The following is a 16,624-nucleotide window of genomic DNA, read 5'->3' on the forward strand; positions in this document are numbered from 1 at the left end:
GTTTATTAAGAAGACGTTTGGCGGTTGTAAAGCTTTTGTAAGGATTCGTCAGGCTGTCCATAACAAATAACGGAGCCGCATCTAATGCGACTCCGCTGTTACTTTAACTCAACCATATATAAATGGGGATAAACAATACGCTTGTCAAGATAGCAGCCGCCCCCATCGCAAATCCGCTGATACTGCCGGCCAGCTCCGAATCGCGAATAATTCTCGCCGTGCCGATCCCATGCGCGGCCGTTCCCATCGCCGTGCCGATCGAGATGTCGTCGCGAACGCCGGCCCACCTGAGTAAGGACGGTCCGAGCACGCTGCCGATTAATCCGGTGAGCACCGTCAGCACCGCCGTCAGCTCAGGCAGCCCGCCCGCTTGCTTGGATATTTCCAGAGCGACGGGCGACGTCACCGACTTCGGCATCATCGTCACGATCAACTCGCGGCTGCCGCCGAGTCCCCAAGCAAGGGCAGCGGACAGCAGCAGAGCGCTGATCGAGCCGACGGTAATGCCTGTGGCGATCGGGAGCAGCATGCTTTTGATTTTGCGCGCGTTTTTATATAAAGGAACCCCTAACGCCACGGTAGCCGGTCCCAGCAGAAATACGATGAAATCCGCCCCTTGACGGTAGGATTCATAAGGGACATGAAGCAGCAGCAGAACGGCAACGATGAGGACGGAGCATACAAGCAGCGGATGCAGCGCCCCCCACCGTTTGTGAATTTGCAGAGCCAGCGCGTAGGCTACGACCGTAAGCGTCAGGCCGAATACGGGTTGTTCCGTAAAGTCAGCGAGCGTCATTCGTTTTGTTCGCCTCCTTTCGATCGGAGCGGCTCAAGCCTTTGACCGTCCAGCCTGTCACCAGCAGAACCCCGAACGTGCTGAGGAACAGATTGGCAAGGATAACGAACGCTTGATCGCCTATGACGTGAAAGAACGCCATCGTCCCGACAACGATCGGCGCGAATAACAGCAGCATATGGCGGACGAGAAATTGACTGGCGTCCTCCACCCATTCCAACTTGACCCATTTCGCGAACAGCGCGACTGTAAACAGGACCAGTCCGATCACATTGGCAGGCAGCGGCAGATCGCAAACGGTTTGAAGAAGCGAGCCGAGCAAGTAAAAGAATAGCAAAATGGCAAAACCGAGCATGGGCTTGAACCTTTCCTTTCCGGCCTATTGGGCAGCGATTAAGAGGTATATAAAACTTGCCACAGGGCATCAATAAAGGGGGCGCCGTAAAGCGCTAATCCACAAGATCAAAGGAGCTGTCCACCCTTATGGCTAAACCCGACAATCGCGCAGACAACGTGGAACATTTACAAAACAACATCAATAACACGATTGAGAACCTGGAGGAGTCGGAAGAATACTTGGCAGAGCATGCCGATGAAATCAGTCCCGACGAGAAGCAGCAGGTCGCAAGTAAGAACGAACGCCGGCGCAACAGCCTGGAATCGTTCCGCTCCGAGATCAAGGATGAATCCGCTTTTCAAAATGAGCAGTCTTAACCTACCGATAAAACCTCCTTCCCGTTTCCGGGTCGGAGGTTTCTTTCATCCGCGGAGCCGATTCAAAATTTCCATATGAAAATGATCGTGCGCCAAATAAGTGTCCGCATGTATAGATTGAGCTTCACGAAGCAGCTCTTCGGACGCCTCGGCTTGATACCGCGAGCTGATATGCGTGATAACCAGTGTACGCGCGCCAGCTTCCTGTGCCGTTCGCGCGGCGTCCATCGCCGTAGAGTGATCGTAACGGATCGCCATTTCCTTCCTCGCCTCGGCGAACGTCGCTTCGTGAACAAGGAGGTCCGCATGCTCCGCCAGCTTCACCGCATTCGGGCACGGCTGCGTGTCGCCTAGAATCGTTACGATACGCCCGGGAATCGAAGGGCCGACGAACGCTTCCGCATCCAAAGTACGGCCATCCGGCAACGTCACCGGCTCTCCCCGTTTGATTTTCCCGTACAACGGACCGGATGCAATACCGTATTCTTTCAGCTTGTCCACCTGCAGCTTGCCTACCTGCGGTTTTTCCGTAATCCGGAAGCCGAAGCTGGCGATGCGGTGCTTGAGCGGAGCCGTTTCGACCTGAAATCCGTCATCCTCGAACAGGACCGATTGCTCCCCCTCGGTAAATTCCACGAACCGGGTTTCGTATCCGACATGCGAGTCGCTGATCCGCAGCGCCGTTTCCACAAATTCCTTCACGCCTTTGGGCCCGTAAATCGTAAAGGGCGTATCCCCGCCCTGATACGAACGGCTGGACATCAGGCCCGGCAAGCCGTAAAGATGGTCGCCGTGCAGATGAGTGATGAACAGCTTCTCCAATTTGCTGATTTTCACCGGCGCCCGCAAGATTTGGTGCTGCGTCCCTTCTCCGCAATCGAACATCCAATACGCGTTCCGTTCCGCCAACAAATTAAGCATGATCGAAGTGACGTTTCGTTCCTTCGAAGGCATACCTGCGCCGGTACCGAGAAAATAAATCTCCAACCTGATCGTCTCCGTTCATGTCCTTACGGTTTTCTTAAACGAAAGAGTGGAGCGTCCGCCCCACCCTCTAGCATGCCCATTTTCGGTTAAGCATTAAAATAACGCGCTTGCGGGTGTGCAAATACGATGGCGGATACGGACGCCTCCGGTTCCATCATGCTGCCCTCGGTCAACTCCACCCCGATATCGCCCGGATTCAACAACGCGAACAGCTGCTGCTGATCGTCGAGATTCGGACAAGCCGGATAACCGAACGAGAACCGCTGGCCGCGGTATTTGGCGCCGAAACGCTCCTGCATCGTCATTTCCGCCGGATCCGGGAAGCCCCACTTGTCGCGCATCAGCTGATGCACGCGCTCGGCGAAGCCTTCGGCGATCTCAAGCGCAGCCGCCTGCAAGGCGTGGGAGCGCAAGTAATCGCCTTTATCCCGCCACAAGGTAGCCAGATCGCTGACGCCGTGCCCGGCTGTGACGACGAGGAAGCCGACATAATCCATCTCGCCGCTCTCCACCGGTTTTAAATAATCGGCCAAGCAGAGGAACGGCTCCGATTGTTGGCGCGGGAACGAGAACGTCTGCAGCACTTTGGTCGGATCTTCCGGATCGTATACAAGCACGTCATTGCCGCTGGATTGGGCCGGGAAGAACCGGTACATCCCGTGAGCGCGAATAATGCCTTGGCTTTGCGCTTCGCTGAGGATATCGTCCACCGTCTCTTTCAGCTGGACCGCTTTCGGATCTTTCTCGGCAAGCAGTTGTTCGACCTTGCCCTTAAGGCCAAGGTGGTGCCCAAGCAGCATTTGCATATTCACGTAAGGGATCAGATGGCTGATCGGAAAATCCCGCAACACGTGACGTTCCAGATCCGGCGGCACTTGAACAGGAACGGTACGGTCGACGTTGGACGTCTTGACCCTGGTCAGCGCAGGCATCGCGTCTTCTTTCCGCCCGGATTCCTTCACATCCGACTCCTTGCTTTCGCGGAGCTCGCGGATGAGCTGCTGACGCTGCTGCGGATCGCTCAGCTTGTTGGCGATATCGAGTCCGTCCATCGCATCCTTTGCATACAGCACCATCCCGTCGTATTCCGGCGCAATACGCGTTTTCGTGAACTTGCGCGTAAGCGCGGCGCCCCCGACGAGAATCGGCACGTCGATGCCCGCCATCTTCAAGTCCTGTGCGGTGATGACCATCTGCTGTGCGGATTTGACAAGCAATCCGGACAGGCCGATCGCATCCGGCTTCTCTTTGCGGTAGGCTTCGATCAGCTGTTCCGGCGGCACCTTAATGCCGAGGTTGACGATTTTGTAGCCGTTATTGGAAAGAATAATCTCGACGAGATTTTTCCCGATATCATGGACATCGCCCTTCACCGTGGCCAGGATGATTTTCCCTTTCACGGCGCTTTCCTCTTTCTCCATAAACTGCTCGAGGAACGCGACAGAAGCTTTCATGACTTCCGCGCTCTGCAGCACCTCGGCAACGATCAGCTCGTTGTTGTTGAAGAGGCGGCCGACTTCTTCCATCCCTCTCATTAACGGACCGTTAATGATCTCCAAAGGAGCGTATTTCTTCCGCGCTTCCTCGAGATCCGGGATGAGACCGTCCTTCGTCCCTTCCACCACGTAAGACGCGAGCCGCTCCTCCAGCGAGAGGTTGGAGATTTTCTCCTTTTTCTCTACCTTCTTAGTCCGGAAATGGGCGACGAATTCGGCGAGCGTCTCGTCATTCGTGTTGTAGATCAGATTTTCAGCCAGACGGCGTTCCTCTTCCGGAATAGAAGCGTACCGCTCCAGCTTCTCCGTATTCACGATCGCATAATCGAGTCCGGCCTTCGTACAGTGGTACAGATAGACGGCGTTCAATACTTCGCGGCCGGCATCCGGCAAGCCGAACGAAATATTGCTTAATCCGAGAATGGTTTTACATTCCGGGTACTTTTCTTTAATCATCCGAATGCCTTCAATCGTCTCCACGGCTGAGCCGATGTATTGCGGGTCACCGGAGCCGATAGGGAACATATTCGGGTCAAAAATAATATCGTGAGGCTTAAGCCCGTATTTGTTCGTCAATAAATCGTACGCACGGTCGGCCACTTCCATCTTTGCCTGACGGGAAACGGCTTGTCCGCGTTCATCGATCAGGATCATGACGACGGCCGCTCCGTATTTGTGAATGAGCGGAACGATGCTCTTGAATTTGGATTCGCCGTCTTCCAGGTTAATGGAGTTAATAATGGCCTTCCCCTGGGAATATTTAAGGCCCAGCTCAATTATATGATCATAGGTGGAATCGATCATCAACGGAGCCTTTACTTTTTTGACGACATAGCTCAAGAAGTTTTCCATCGCATAAGCTTCATCGATATCCGTATCCTGCAGGTTGATGTCGATGACCTGGGCGCCGTTCTTTACTTGACTCCTCGCGATTTCCGAGCCTTCCTCGAACTTCCCTTCTTTAATCAGCCGTTTAAATTTACGCGAACCCGAGATGTTGGTCCGTTCGCCCACCATGATCGGCCGGTTGGACTCTTCCAAGTACACCGTTTCGATCCCGGACACTGCGGCCGGGTGGGAACCGTTCTGTTCCCGGGGCTTGTAGGCGCGCAGCGTCTCCGCCATGACGCGAATGTGCTCCGGCGTCGTTCCGCAGCAGCCGCCGGCAATATTAAGCCAGCCCTGCTCGGCAAAACCGGCGAGTTTCTTCGCCAGCGATTCCGGCGACTCATGGTACTGTCCGTTCTCATCCGGTAAGCCGGCGTTCGGATAACAGCTCACGGCTGTCCCGGCAATATCCGAGAGCGTACGAATATGATCCCGCATGAATTCAGGACCTGTTGCACAGTTCAGACCGATGGAGATCGGCTCCAAATGTTCGAGCGACACATAGAACGATTCAATGTTTTGACCGGCAAGCGTCGTGCCCATCGGTTCGATCGTGCCGGATATCATCAAGGGCAGCTTGCGTCCGCTCTCTTCGAACGCTTTGCGGATCCCGATGCTGCCCGCTTTCACGTTCAGCGTATCTTGCGACGTTTCGAGGAGCAGCGCATCCACGCCGGCTTCGATTAAAGCCAGCGCTTGCTCGTAATAGCTCTCGATCAGCTCATCGAAGGTAACACCGCCCGTAACCGATAGCGTCTTGGTGGTCGGCCCCATCGCCCCCACCACATAGCGCGGCCATTCGGGAGTGCTGTATTTGTTAGCTGCCTCAATCGCCAGTTTAGCGGCGGCAAGATTGATCTCCCGGGCGCGATCCTGTATATCGTATTCGGCAAGCACAACGCTCGTGGCGCCGAACGTATTCGTTTCGACCATATCCGCGCCCGCGGCAAAGTACATCTCGTGGATACGCTGGATAACGTCTGGACGAGTCAGCACTAGCATTTCGTTGCAGCCTTCTAATTCTTCGCCTCCGAAATCGTCCGCCGACAAATCCTCTTGCTGGATCATCGTGCCCATGGCGCCGTCCAAAATCATAATTTTCTTTTGCAGCTGCTCTTGTAAGCTAGGTTTAATCAATGAAAAATCCCCTTTCACCCTGCCGATCTGCCGGTATATGCGATGAAGTAGGCAGTCCGAACATGTAGACCCCTTATTCTATCCGGTATGAAGCGTTAAATCTCTTAAACAATGTATCCTTAAGTGTAACAGAAACATGATATGATGAAAAGAAACTTCGACAAAAATGGAGTCTTTATTAAATGAATCCTATCGGATTTATATACATTATACATCGACAGAACGTACACCTTCTACTATAATACAAATTAGGAGTACACATTTCATGTGAAAGAGGGATAAACCATGGCTGAAATCCGTATCCGCAATACGAACGAACGCATCCAAGGCGAAGATAACGTCAGAAATTTTCTAGAGAAACAAGAAGTGCTTTATGAACATTGGAATCCAGGCAAATTACCGGCCGAGCTGCAGGAGAAATTTATTTTGTCCGATGAAGAGAAGAGTCAAATTTTATCCACCTTCGACGCAGAAATTCGCGACCTGGCCGCCCGTCGCGGCTACCGGACTTGGGACCTCATCGCCTTGTCCGATGCGACGTCGAATCTCGACGAGCTATTGAAGAAGTTCGAACAAGTGCACACACATACCGAGGATGAGGTTCGCGCCATCACGGCAGGCAAAGGTATTTTCATTATCAAAGGCACCGACGATGTCGGATATTTCGACGTTGAGCTCGAAGCCGGCGACGTCATCTCCGTACCGGAGCATAAGCCGCACTTCTTTACTCTGATGGAAAACCGGCAAATTGTAGCCGTCCGCCTCTTCATCGAAACCGAAGGCTGGATTGCGCATCCTTTCGCCGACCCGACTTTCCAACAGGCCTAATGATAAAACCCCAACTTTAGCTGTCTTAACGCCGTAGTCCGGAACGGATCCTGCATCCATTTCGGACTACGGCGTTTTTTCGCTTGACGGGAACGCCGCAACAAAAAACCGACGCCTGCCAGGATCGACAGACCGTCGGTTTCTTATGTTCATTAGATGAATGATATGGAGTCCAGAATCGCTTGCATATCCCGCAAGCTCTTAATTTCGTAAACGGGTTCGATGTCCGAGCTGCGTTCTACACCATGGCGGTTGATCCACATGTTGCGCATCCCCACCGTATTCGAGCCCAGAATATCCGTCGTCAATTTATCGCCGATCATGACACCTTCATCTGCCGTTATGTTCAGCAGCTGCATGGCGTGGTGGAAGATGGAAGCGGCCGGCTTCCCTTCGCCGAATTCACCGGAGATCACAATATGGTCGAAGTAGGGAGCAAGCTGCGGCACCCCGGCCAGCTTCTCCTTCTGCAAATCCGGCGAACCGTTGGTCAGCAGGAGCAGCTTGTACTTTTGTTTCAACTGATCCAACACTTCGAACGTTTCTTCGTACACAATGGGACGACTGCGTCGTTCGGCGGGAAACTGTTCGGCCAGCTTGCTGCCGAGCGCCTCGTCATCGATACCGAGAGCCTTCAAGCCGCGGGTCCAGGACGCCTTGCGGTATGACGGCGCCAACGCCTGCAGCTTGCGGAATTCCTCCTGCTCTCCTGCCGTAAAATTCGCCCAGAGCCCTTCGAACGGATTGATTCCGATCATCTTCGTGAAAGGAAACGTTTCATAAGATTCGTATAATGCCCGCGCTTCACGGCGTACCGCTTCTTCCAGCTGCGCCGGGTCCAGGTCATAATGTTTGGAAGCCTCCGCGCAAGTTGCTTCAAAAGCCTCTTTCACGCTTCGGTCATCCCATAACAACGTATCGTCTAAATCGAAAAGCACCGCTTTGATCGTCATTGTTTAAATTCCTCTTTCTACTGCGATTATCGTTCCTAACTGCCAGTCATTTATATTTAATCCGATCAAGCAACCCCATGACGTTCGTTCAGGCTTCATTTGATGAGCTTTACATTGTTTTTCGAGGCGAAGTCGGAAATTTTCTCGATCATAGCTTCCATTGGCATTTGGTGGAAAAATTTCGTGAATACCCAGCGTTTGCCTTTCGGCTTCAAGGTTACCATGATCGTATCTTTGCTCACGGTTATTTCGCTAATTTGGGAAGCTTCTACGATCCGGTCGCCGCCGAATCGACGGGAGGCCAGCGAAGTTTTACCAATCCTCAGAAACGGTCTGCGCGCCCAATACATAAGCAATGCCAAGAAAAGATAACTGAAGCCCGTTACCCAATACATAGACTCGTCTTGGCCTGCTTGCGGACGAAGGGCAATAAAACAGAACACGCTCATGGCGACGAGCACCAATGGCAATAACCAGCTGCGGCCTTTAAAAGTAACCGCCCCGTCCGAAGACCGAACGGAAATCGAAGACGAACTGCTTTGGCCGTGTTTTTTATTCATGATCTTCGTATTTTTACGTACCATGCGTTCCCATTTACGCGACATTATCGTGACCCCTTATGCTCTCGATTAGATCTGCCTATGAAACTTCTCAATAAACCGGTAAGGATATTCCGATTCCAGCGCGCTGACATCATCCAGCCGCTTCCACATGAAGTCGGAAAGCTTCCAGCCGACCGCTCCCATATTATCTTCAAACTGTTCAAGCGTACGAGCGCCGAATATCGGCGATGTAATCCCTTGCTTATGGATGAGCCAATTGAGCGCCACTTGTGCCGGCGTTTTATTGGTCTCTGCCGCTGCGCCAAGAACCTCATCCAGGATTCGGAAATTCTTATCGGTATTTCGCAGCTCCCATCGACTCTCGCCGTTTTTGTTAGAAAGGCGCCCTTCCGTCGGTTCGTTTCCGCGCTCGTAGCGCCCTGTCAAAAATCCGCCGCCAAGCGGTGCCCAAGGGATGACTCCTACGTTCTCCTCCAAGCAAAGAGGGAGCACTTCGCGGTCCATGGAGCGGCACACGAGACTGTACTGCGGTTGAATGGAAATAAACCGCGCGTAGCGGTTGAAGTCACTTAGATTTAACGATTTCATTAACTGGTACGCCAAGAAATTCGAGCATCCGATGTACCGAACCTTCCCTGATGCAACTAAATCGTCCAGCGCACGAAGCGTCTCTTCAATCGGTGTGACCTGATCCCAAACGTGAACTTGGTACAAATCGATATAATCGGTTCCTAAGCGTCGCAAACTGTCTTCGACGGCATCCATGATATGCTTGCGGGATAGACCGACTTGGTTCGGTCCGGGTCCGGTCTTCATTCGAACTTTAGTAGCCAGAACTACGTCCGATCTTCGTTCGCGAATCGCTTTACCGACAATCTCTTCCGATCTGCCGCCTGCATAGACGTTTGCCGTATCGATGAAGTTCCCTCCTTTATCCAGGAAACGGTTTATCATCTCTACGGACTCCCGTTCATCGGTCGTATGACCGAAGGTCATTGTTCCTAAGCAAAGTTCCGATACCAGAATACCGCTCTTACCCAAAGCCCGATATTGCATATCAAAACCCTCCTCCTACTTCTTCTCATCTTCATCAACAAATTTGATGTTATCGAGTTGAGTACGTAAGGAAGATTTGAAAGAATCAATGTACTTTTTACGCAATTCGTTACGTTCGTTCAACTCCGCTTCGCTCAATCCTTCGGATTTCGCTTTTCGAGCGAGTTCATTGATTCGCTTCACGGTAACATCATGTTCCGATTCCAACATGCCTATCCTCCCAGTCTTCTCGTGTTCCGGTTGTCGCCAGCTGTCGGAACCTGACAAGCATGTCCAGACAAATGGCGTTCGTTATCAAATTATACTTTGACATTATGGATAACGATTGTCAAGAGAATTGACAGGCGGGAAGAGCCTGAAATGTCAGGGCGAGCGGTATTACGGAAGCAACAATTGTTGACCGGCACGAATCGAAGCGTCCTTCAATCCGTTCTTTTTTTTGAGCTCATAGATGTATTCTCTCGGGTTGCCACCCTTAGCTATATGTTCATTGGCGATACTCCACAAGGTATCTCCTCGTTCGACGATAACGGTATGTTGTTCGGCCGGCAAGGAGGCGGCTGCATAAGCGTCCGAATTCCCAAGTAATGCCGTGATCACCGTGCTGATCCCGATGATCATGGCCAACACAAGACCCGTCAGAGCCAGACGCCCTAGCCGTTTGCGATTGCCGACCGCATCTGTTCTATTCATGGACGGCACGTTTACCGAAGTTTGACTGCTAATGATATGCATCATAATGACGACCCCCAAACATTTGTTCTTATATCAAAATAACACGAACACATGTTTGAGTCAATGCATTTTCTCGAACTTATGTTTGTACGAACGGCTATTCTGTGCTATACTTCCAATTAATAGTTTCTATATATTGGAGTGATACGATGAGCAAGATTTCCTCCCGTCAACAGGCCATTTTAAATTTTATTAAAAATGAAGTTAAGGATAAAGGTTACCCGCCTTCCGTACGTGAAATCGGCGAAGCGGTAGGTTTGGCGTCGAGTTCCACCGTACATGGACACTTGGAAAGGCTCGAGAAGAAGGGCCTTATCCGCCGAGATCCGACCAAGCCAAGAGCCATTGAGATTCTGGACGGGGAACCAGGAGAAGGCGCGTTCTCCGTTTCGGTAGCCCGCGTTCCGTTAATCGGACGGGTTACGGCGGGGGTTCCGATTACAGCAACGGAGAACATTGAAGATTACTTTCCGCTCCCCAGCCACTTTGTCGGCGATCAGAGCGTGTTCATGTTAAGCGTCGTCGGCGAAAGTATGATTGACGCAGGCATTCATCACGGGGATTATGTGATCGTCCGCCAGCAGCAGACCGCCAACAACGGCGACATCGTCGTGGCTATGACCGAGGAAGACGAGGCGACGGTGAAAACGTTCTATAAAGAAAGAGACCATATTCGGTTACAGCCGCAAAACCCGAGCATGGAGCCTATTCGGTTGAAAAACGTTTCTATTCTTGGCAAAGTCATCGGCGTATTCCGCGACATCCACTAACAACTCATAACCTCTCGAAGCTCGGCTGCTGCCGGATCGTGAGGTTTTTTCGATAAAAAAACCTCACGGAAGATCACCGCTAGGTCCTTATAGGTCTTGCTAAATTAAAGAAACGGACGCTCGGCTCAGCCGAACGTCCGTTTCTTTAATTATTAATAAAGCGTTAAATACTGCTCGCGCTCCCAAGCGTGAACTTGAGTACGGTAAATGTCATACTCGATTTCCTTAAGCTCGAAGAAATGAGCCAGCGCATGATCGCCGAGTGCTTCGCAAATGACATCGTCACGAAGCATTTCGTCGAGCGCTTGCTTCAAGTTGATCGGCAAGCTCGGAATGCCTTGCTCTTCCCGCTCCTCTTCGGTCATCACGTAAATATTGCGGTCCGTCGGAGGCGGCAGCTGCATTTTTTTCTTGATGCCGTCAAGGCCGGCCTTCAACATAACGGCCAGCGCGAGGTACGGGTTAGCCGCCGGATCCGGGTTACGCACTTCAACGCGCGTGCTGAGACCGCGGGAAGCCGGGATACGGATCATCGGGCTGCGGTTGCTGGCCGACCAGGCGACGTAACAAGGCGCTTCATAACCCGGTACAAGACGCTTGTACGAGTTGACGGTCGGGTTCGTAATCGCCGCGAACGCGCGGGCGTGGCGCAAAATACCAGCCATGTAATGACGTGCTTCTGCGCTTAGGCCGAGTTTGTCGCTCTCGTCGTAGAAGGCATTCTCTTTACCGCGGAACAACGATTGGTGACAATGCATGCCCGAGCCGTTAACGCCAAACAACGGCTTCGGCATGAATGTGGCATGCAGGCCGTGCTGACGGGCTACCGTCTTCACAACGAGCTTGAACGTTTGAATTTGGTCGGCCGCTTTAATCGCATCGGCATATTTAAAGTCGATCTCGTGCTGACCCGGCGCCACTTCGTGGTGTGACGCTTCGATCTCAAAGCCCATTTCTTCGAGCGTTAACACGATTTCGCGGCGGCAGTTCTCGCCGAGATCCGTAGGCGCCAAGTCGAAGTAACCGCCCTGGTCGTTCAGTTCCATGGTCGGATTGCCTTTCTCATCGGTTTTGAACAAGAAAAATTCCGGTTCCGGCCCGACGTTCATCGCGGTATAGCCCATTTCGTACGCTTCTTTCAACGCCGCTTTCAGAATGCCGCGCGGGTCGCCCGGGAACGGACGGCCGTCCGGCAAATAAATATCGCAAATCAAACGCGCCACGCGATCTTCCGTCACCCATGGGAACACGACCCAAGTATTCAAATCCGGGTATAAGTACATGTCTGATTCTTCGATACGAACGTAACCCTCGATGGAAGAACCATCAAACATCATTTTATTATCAAGCGCCTTCTCAAGCTGGCTTAAAGGTATTTCGACGTTCTTGATGGTGCCGAGCAAATCCGTAAATTGAAGTCGAATGAATCGAACGTTTTGTTCCTTGGCAATACGTAAAATATCTTCCTTCGTGTAGTTCTTATCCGTCACTGTGAAATCTCCTCCTTAAAAATCGGTACGTAATAACGAGGGGGTACCGCTCGCCCCGCCTCAGGTGAACAGAGCGGCGGTCGCTCCTCGGCCAAACCCTATTTTCTGAAAAAACGAGACAGTTCGCCTTGAATCAACGATACATGATTCGGTCGCTTGCCTCCGCCTATCAGCTGCTGCTTCAGCATCTTGTGCAGCTGGGAATCGGTCAGTTCCCGGCGTTTCACTTCGGATTGCTCGTTCAAGATGGTTGCATCCTCCGAATCTTTGTCGACCGGCAGCAGCACTTGTTTAATTCCTGCGATGTTAACGCCCTTCTCGATCAAATCCTTGATCTCCAAAAGACGCTCGACATCGTTGAACGAGTATAGACGCTGGTTGCCGCCGGTTCTTGCTGGAATGATCAATTCATGCTGCTCGTAGTATCGTATTTGTCTGGCGGTTAAATCCGTCAGCTTCATAACAATACCGATCGGAAAAAGGGCCATATTACGGCGGATATCATCACTCATGACTATCACCCCTAACACATAAAACCTTACTTTTATTGTAACCATGTTCTAGAAACGTGTCAAGTTATGTCAGGTTAATGCCACATGTAAGTAATGATTACAATAATTTGCGGTCGATCATGTTTTGGATGGCCGTCAGAACGCCGAGCTTACAGTGGGAATACGTCAAGCCTCCCTGCATGTAGGCAATATAAGGCTCCCGAATCGGCGCGTCGGCCGATAATTCCAGGCTGCCGCCCTGAATGAAGGTTCCGGCCGCCATAATGACCGGGTGCTCGTAACCCGGCATATCCCAAGGTTCCGGCACGACATGCGCGTCTACGGCCGCCGCCTGCTGAATGCCTTGAACGAAGGCGATCAGATGCTCCGGCCCGGTAAACCGGATGGCCTGAATTAAATCGGTGCGGGGATCGTTCCAACGCGGATGCGTCGTAAATCCCAGCTCGGCGAACAGTGCTGCCGCGAACACCGATCCTTTAACAGCTTGTCCAACCGTATGCGGCGCTAAATACAAGCCTTGGAACAAGGCCCGCGTCGTCCCGAGCATAGCGCCGACCTCCCCGCCGATGCCCGGAGCGGTCAACCGGTAGGACGCCAGCTCAACATACTCGCGCTTGCCCGCGATATAGCCGCCTGTAGGAGCCAATCCGCCGCCCGGGTTCTTAATCAGCGAACCGGCGATCAAGTCGGCCCCGACTTCGGTTGGTTCGTTAAGCTCCGTGAATTCGCCGTAACAGTTGTCCACGAATACGATAACGTCCGGCTTTATTTCTTTCACGAAACGAACCATCTCGCCAATCTGCTCGACGGTGAACGAGGCACGCCATGAATACCCGCGCGACCGTTGAATGCCGATCACTCTCGTTCGCGGAGTGATGCGCCGGGCGATCTCTTCATAGTTCGGCGAACCGTCTTCAAGCAGCTCCACCTCGCCGTAGCCGATGCCCCAGTCTTGCAGCGAGCCGAGTCCGTCGCCCGGTTTGCCTATCACCTTGTGCAGCGTGTCGTACGGACGACCTGTAATCGACAGCAGCTCGTCACCGGGCCGCAGGACGCCGAAGAGCGCCGTCCCGATCGTATGCGTGCCCGACACGAAATGCGGACGCACCAGCGCCGCCTCGGCGCCGAACACGTCGGCATACACGAGATCGAGCACTTCGCGTCCGCGATCATTATAGCCATATCCGGTCGAGCCGGCAAAATGATAATCGCTTACTTTAAACTTCTGAAACGCACGTATGACTTTCCACTGATTGCGATCGATCAACCGATCGAGTTCATTCATTCGTTCCCCGACTACCTTCTCCGCCTTCTCCATCAAGGCGAGCACCTGCTCGTTAAACATGTTCCGACGTCTCTCCTCTGTTCTCTCCCTGCGGCGCACGCGCCGAATCGTATGCAGCCAGCATGTATCCTATCTTATCGAACTCTTTATTGTTTACCCGTACCTTGAACAGCATGTCGCTGCCGTCCACTTCATTCTCCAGCACCTCGCCTACGCGGTACACAAGCGAGATGACATCCCCCTTATCGGCAGGAATACGGTACGTCCGGCTGTCGCCCATCAAATGTTTCTCTAACGCGTCGATCAATCGCCCGAGATCTTCTTCGCGATAAGCCGAGATGCGCAAGTAATCGCCTTCGGTCATCAGCATCTCCAATTGCTCCGGCGTGCACAGATCGATTTTGTTAAACACGGTTATCCGATCCTTGCCGTGTGCGCCGAGCTCTTCGAGCACCTCATCGACGACCTTCATCTGGATCGTCATCATCTCGGTGGAACTGTCCACAACGTGCAGAATAAGATCCGCTTCGTTGGCCTCCTCGAGCGTCGCGCGGAAAGCCGCGACCAAATCGTGCGGCAAGTTCTGAATGAACCCGACCGTATCGGTCAAGACGATCTCCAATCCGGTCGGCAGCTTCAGCGAGCGCGAGGTCGGATCGAGCGTGGCAAACAACTGGTTCTCGACATACACGTCGGCTTGCGTTAGCTGGCGAAGCAGCGTAGACTTGCCGGCGTTCGTATACCCGACGAGAGCGACTTGAAAGACGCCGGTCTTCTTACGCCGCTCCCGGTGAAGCGTACGGTGCTTCACCACTTCCTGCAGCTGGCGCTTCAGCTCGCTGATCCGATCGCGGATATGACGGCGGTCCGTCTCCAGCTTCGACTCCCCGGGTCCCCGGGTCCCAATGCCGCCGCCGAGCCGGGATAAATTCTTCCCGTGGCCGGACAGCCGCGGCAGCAAATAGCTAAGCTGCGCCAGCTCGACCTGGATGATCCCCTCGCGCGTCTTGGCGCGGCCGGCGAAAATATCCAGAATCAGCTGGGTCCGGTCGATGATTTTCACATCCAGAAACTGCTCCAGATTGCGCACCTGCGCGCCCGACAGCTCCTGGTCGAAGATGGCCGTGTTCGCGCCTTTCTCCTCCAGCAGCTCTTTCAATTCTTGCGCTTTTCCTTTGCCTATGAACCACTTGGAATCGGCGTATTCTTTATTTTGCGTCATTGTTCCGAGCACTTCGACATTGGCCGTCTCGGCGAGCCGGATAAGCTCGGCCAGTGAATAGTCGGGGTCGTACGTTTCCTCGCGCTTTAATTCCTGCGTAACCAGACTCACCAGTACTGCGCGTTCTTGGTGGTCCGGCGTAATTTCATGGCTCGTTTTTTTCATATAAATTTATATGTCTCCTTTGGGGATTTACGTTCCAGCTTGACGTCCTCCGGGCGAATGATCATCAAATCCTGTTTGGTCGGATGTACATGCGGGCTGCTTAACAGGCGGACGGCGTGATTGCGCATCGCTTTCTCGATCAAGTTGCGCACGAACCGCGCATTGCTGAAGGCGACCTCCATTTGATTTTTCTCGTTCGTGATTTGCTGCCGGATTTTCATCTCCGTCGATTGGGTTAAAGCATACTCCCGTTCCTTCACGATCAATTCGGCGATCTGCATCAGCTCGTCGACCGTGTAATCGGGGAAATCGAGCTGAATCGGAAACCGCGAAGGCAGCCCCGGATTCGTCGTCAGAAACTGCTCCATCTCTTCGGAGTACCCGGCTAAAATCAAAATAAAATTGTTCTTATGGTCCTCCATCGCCTTTACAAGCGTATCGATGGCCTCTTTACCGAAATCTTTTTCCCCGCCGCGCGCCAAACTATACGCTTCGTCGATAAACAGAATGCCGCCCAGCGCTTTCTTGACAAGCTCCCGCGTCTTCAGCGCGGTATGCCCGATATATTCGCCGACCAAATCGGCACGCTCCACCTCGATAAGATGGCCTTTGTTCAGCACGCCCATCGTCTGAAACAGCTTCGCCACGATACGGGCGACCGTCGTTTTGCCCGTTCCCGGGTTCCCCTTGAAAATCATATGGTACACCTGGGTTCCCGCCATAAGGCCGACTTCCGCCCGCATCCCGGCTATGCGCAGCAGCGCGTAAATTTCGAACACGAGCTCCTTCACATGCTCCAAACCGACCATACGATCCAGTTCTTTCATAATTTCCCCGAACTGGCCTTGCTGGGATAGAGGCTTGCCGTGAAACAAAGCTTCCGATTCGGCGGGGGCATGTGCGACAGGTTCCGGACTGCGCAGGACGACGTTGATTTGCCGGGCGTTTTTCGTGATCTGAATCTGATCCGAAGGCTGTACACGTCCGCTCATGCGTAACATCACCTCTTCTTTGGTGTTAATGTATA

General features: G+C 52.8%; 17 protein-coding genes. 3 read left to right on the forward strand and 14 right to left on the reverse strand.

Annotated elements, in window-relative coordinates; all coding sequences use genetic code 11:
- Positions 1 to 103: 103 nt before the first annotated feature.
- Both ACZ439_RS00505 and ACZ439_RS00510 read right to left on the reverse strand, forming a co-directional pair.
- Positions 104 to 796, reverse strand: coding sequence for an LrgB family protein (locus tag ACZ439_RS00505; RefSeq protein WP_127610160.1), 693 nt, complete (start codon positions 794 to 796; stop codon positions 104 to 106).
- Positions 783 to 1,151: a CidA/LrgA family protein gene (locus ACZ439_RS00510; protein ID WP_054797383.1), complete on the reverse strand. Its 369-nt coding sequence runs from the start codon at positions 1,149 to 1,151 to the stop codon at positions 783 to 785. Before ACZ439_RS00510 ends, ACZ439_RS00505 begins: the two co-directional genes overlap by 14 nt.
- Before the next feature lie 128 nt (positions 1,152 to 1,279).
- Between ACZ439_RS00510 and tlp the strand changes: the two genes are divergently transcribed.
- Entirely contained in the window at positions 1,280 to 1,510 is a 231-nt protein-coding gene (gene tlp, locus ACZ439_RS00515; protein ID WP_054797382.1) for a small acid-soluble spore protein Tlp, read from the forward strand.
- A gap of 45 nt (positions 1,511 to 1,555) precedes the next feature.
- Here the strand turns inward: tlp and rnz are convergent, their stop codons facing one another.
- Positions 1,556 to 2,497, reverse strand: a complete 942-nt coding sequence (rnz, locus tag ACZ439_RS00520; RefSeq protein WP_054797381.1) for a ribonuclease Z — start codon at positions 2,495 to 2,497, stop codon at positions 1,556 to 1,558.
- Positions 2,498 to 2,583: 86 nt separating this feature from the next.
- Positions 2,584 to 6,018: a methionine synthase gene (metH, locus tag ACZ439_RS00525; RefSeq protein WP_464620475.1), complete on the reverse strand. Its 3,435-nt coding sequence runs from the start codon at positions 6,016 to 6,018 to the stop codon at positions 2,584 to 2,586.
- A gap of 285 nt (positions 6,019 to 6,303) precedes the next feature.
- Here metH and ACZ439_RS00530 point away from each other — a divergent pair, with 285 nt between their 5' ends.
- Positions 6,304 to 6,846 (forward strand): 1,2-dihydroxy-3-keto-5-methylthiopentene dioxygenase, encoded by a 543-nt coding sequence (locus ACZ439_RS00530; protein WP_054797380.1) that lies wholly within the window; start codon positions 6,304 to 6,306, stop codon positions 6,844 to 6,846.
- Between the two features lie 152 nt (positions 6,847 to 6,998).
- Here ACZ439_RS00530 and ACZ439_RS00535 read toward each other — a convergent pair whose 3' ends face one another.
- From ACZ439_RS00535 to ACZ439_RS00555, 5 genes are all read right to left on the reverse strand, one after another.
- Complete coding sequence (locus ACZ439_RS00535; RefSeq protein ID WP_054797379.1) at positions 6,999 to 7,799, reverse strand: HAD family hydrolase; 801 nt, start codon at positions 7,797 to 7,799, stop codon at positions 6,999 to 7,001.
- Between the two features lie 95 nt (positions 7,800 to 7,894).
- Positions 7,895 to 8,404 (reverse strand): hypothetical protein, encoded by a 510-nt coding sequence (locus ACZ439_RS00540; protein ID WP_127610170.1) that lies wholly within the window; start codon positions 8,402 to 8,404, stop codon positions 7,895 to 7,897.
- A 24-nt stretch (positions 8,405 to 8,428) separates the two neighbouring features.
- Entirely contained in the window at positions 8,429 to 9,418 is a 990-nt protein-coding gene (locus ACZ439_RS00545; protein ID WP_464620476.1) for an aldo/keto reductase, read from the reverse strand.
- Between the two features lie 15 nt (positions 9,419 to 9,433).
- The gene (locus ACZ439_RS00550; protein WP_054797378.1) at positions 9,434 to 9,628 is read right to left on the reverse strand and encodes a DUF896 domain-containing protein; all 195 of its coding nucleotides are present in this window, start codon (positions 9,626 to 9,628) and stop codon (positions 9,434 to 9,436) included.
- Positions 9,629 to 9,796: 168 nt separating this feature from the next.
- On the reverse strand, positions 9,797 to 10,156 hold the full coding sequence (locus tag ACZ439_RS00555; RefSeq protein WP_155613952.1) for a LysM peptidoglycan-binding domain-containing protein: 360 nt from the start codon (positions 10,154 to 10,156) through the stop codon (positions 9,797 to 9,799).
- Between the two features lie 146 nt (positions 10,157 to 10,302).
- On the opposite strand from ACZ439_RS00555, the gene lexA reads away from it, so the two are divergent.
- A complete protein-coding gene (gene lexA, locus ACZ439_RS00560; RefSeq protein ID WP_054797376.1) occupies positions 10,303 to 10,923 on the forward strand; it encodes a transcriptional repressor LexA in 621 nt (206 codons plus the stop codon).
- 152 nt (positions 10,924 to 11,075) lie between these two features.
- Here lexA and glnA read toward each other — a convergent pair whose 3' ends face one another.
- The 5 genes from glnA to spoVK form a co-directional block, all read right to left on the reverse strand.
- A complete protein-coding gene (glnA, locus tag ACZ439_RS00565; RefSeq protein ID WP_127610176.1) occupies positions 11,076 to 12,413 on the reverse strand; it encodes a type I glutamate--ammonia ligase in 1,338 nt (445 codons plus the stop codon).
- 98 nt (positions 12,414 to 12,511) lie between these two features.
- Entirely contained in the window at positions 12,512 to 12,925 is a 414-nt protein-coding gene (locus tag ACZ439_RS00570; protein ID WP_464620477.1) for a MerR family transcriptional regulator, read from the reverse strand.
- Between the two features lie 97 nt (positions 12,926 to 13,022).
- Entirely contained in the window at positions 13,023 to 14,270 is a 1,248-nt protein-coding gene (locus tag ACZ439_RS00575; RefSeq protein ID WP_201318709.1) for a methionine gamma-lyase family protein, read from the reverse strand.
- Entirely contained in the window at positions 14,263 to 15,597 is a 1,335-nt protein-coding gene (hflX, locus tag ACZ439_RS00580; RefSeq protein WP_054797374.1) for a GTPase HflX, read from the reverse strand. Before hflX ends, ACZ439_RS00575 begins: the two co-directional genes overlap by 8 nt.
- Positions 15,594 to 16,589: a stage V sporulation protein K gene (gene spoVK / locus ACZ439_RS00585; protein WP_127610185.1), complete on the reverse strand. Its 996-nt coding sequence runs from the start codon at positions 16,587 to 16,589 to the stop codon at positions 15,594 to 15,596. The genes hflX and spoVK overlap by 4 nt, the downstream gene beginning before the upstream one ends.
- Between the last annotated feature and the right edge of the window lie 35 nt (positions 16,590 to 16,624).

The sequence above is a fragment of the Paenibacillus sp. JCM 9796 genome (genome assembly GCF_055379675.1).

What these genes read in the sequence shown, in the direction of transcription:
- ACZ439_RS00505 (WP_127610160.1), bottom strand. Translation starts at nt 796, where the DNA reads ATGACGCTCGCTGACTTTACGGAACAACCCGTATTCGGCCTGACGCTT.
- ACZ439_RS00510 (WP_054797383.1), bottom strand. Translation starts at nt 1,151, where the DNA reads ATGCTCGGTTTTGCCATTTTGCTATTCTTTTACTTGCTCGGCTCGCTT.
- tlp (WP_054797382.1), top strand. Translation starts at nt 1,280, where the DNA reads ATGGCTAAACCCGACAATCGCGCAGACAACGTGGAACATTTACAAAAC.
- ACZ439_RS00530 (WP_054797380.1), top strand. Translation starts at nt 6,304, where the DNA reads ATGGCTGAAATCCGTATCCGCAATACGAACGAACGCATCCAAGGCGAA.
- ACZ439_RS00535 (WP_054797379.1), bottom strand. Translation starts at nt 7,799, where the DNA reads ATGACGATCAAAGCGGTGCTTTTCGATTTAGACGATACGTTGTTATGG.
- ACZ439_RS00540 (WP_127610170.1), bottom strand. Translation starts at nt 8,404, where the DNA reads ATGTCGCGTAAATGGGAACGCATGGTACGTAAAAATACGAAGATCATG.
- ACZ439_RS00545 (WP_464620476.1), bottom strand. Translation starts at nt 9,418, where the DNA reads ATGCAATATCGGGCTTTGGGTAAGAGCGGTATTCTGGTATCGGAACTT.
- ACZ439_RS00550 (WP_054797378.1), bottom strand. Translation starts at nt 9,628, where the DNA reads ATGTTGGAATCGGAACATGATGTTACCGTGAAGCGAATCAATGAACTC.
- ACZ439_RS00555 (WP_155613952.1), bottom strand. Translation starts at nt 10,156, where the DNA reads ATGATGCATATCATTAGCAGTCAAACTTCGGTAAACGTGCCGTCCATG.
- lexA (WP_054797376.1), top strand. Translation starts at nt 10,303, where the DNA reads ATGAGCAAGATTTCCTCCCGTCAACAGGCCATTTTAAATTTTATTAAA.
- ACZ439_RS00570 (WP_464620477.1), bottom strand. Translation starts at nt 12,925, where the DNA reads ATGAGTGATGATATCCGCCGTAATATGGCCCTTTTTCCGATCGGTATT.
- ACZ439_RS00575 (WP_201318709.1), bottom strand. Translation starts at nt 14,270, where the DNA reads ATGTTTAACGAGCAGGTGCTCGCCTTGATGGAGAAGGCGGAGAAGGTA.
- hflX (WP_054797374.1), bottom strand. Translation starts at nt 15,597, where the DNA reads ATGAAAAAAACGAGCCATGAAATTACGCCGGACCACCAAGAACGCGCA.
- spoVK (WP_127610185.1), bottom strand. Translation starts at nt 16,589, where the DNA reads ATGAGCGGACGTGTACAGCCTTCGGATCAGATTCAGATCACGAAAAAC.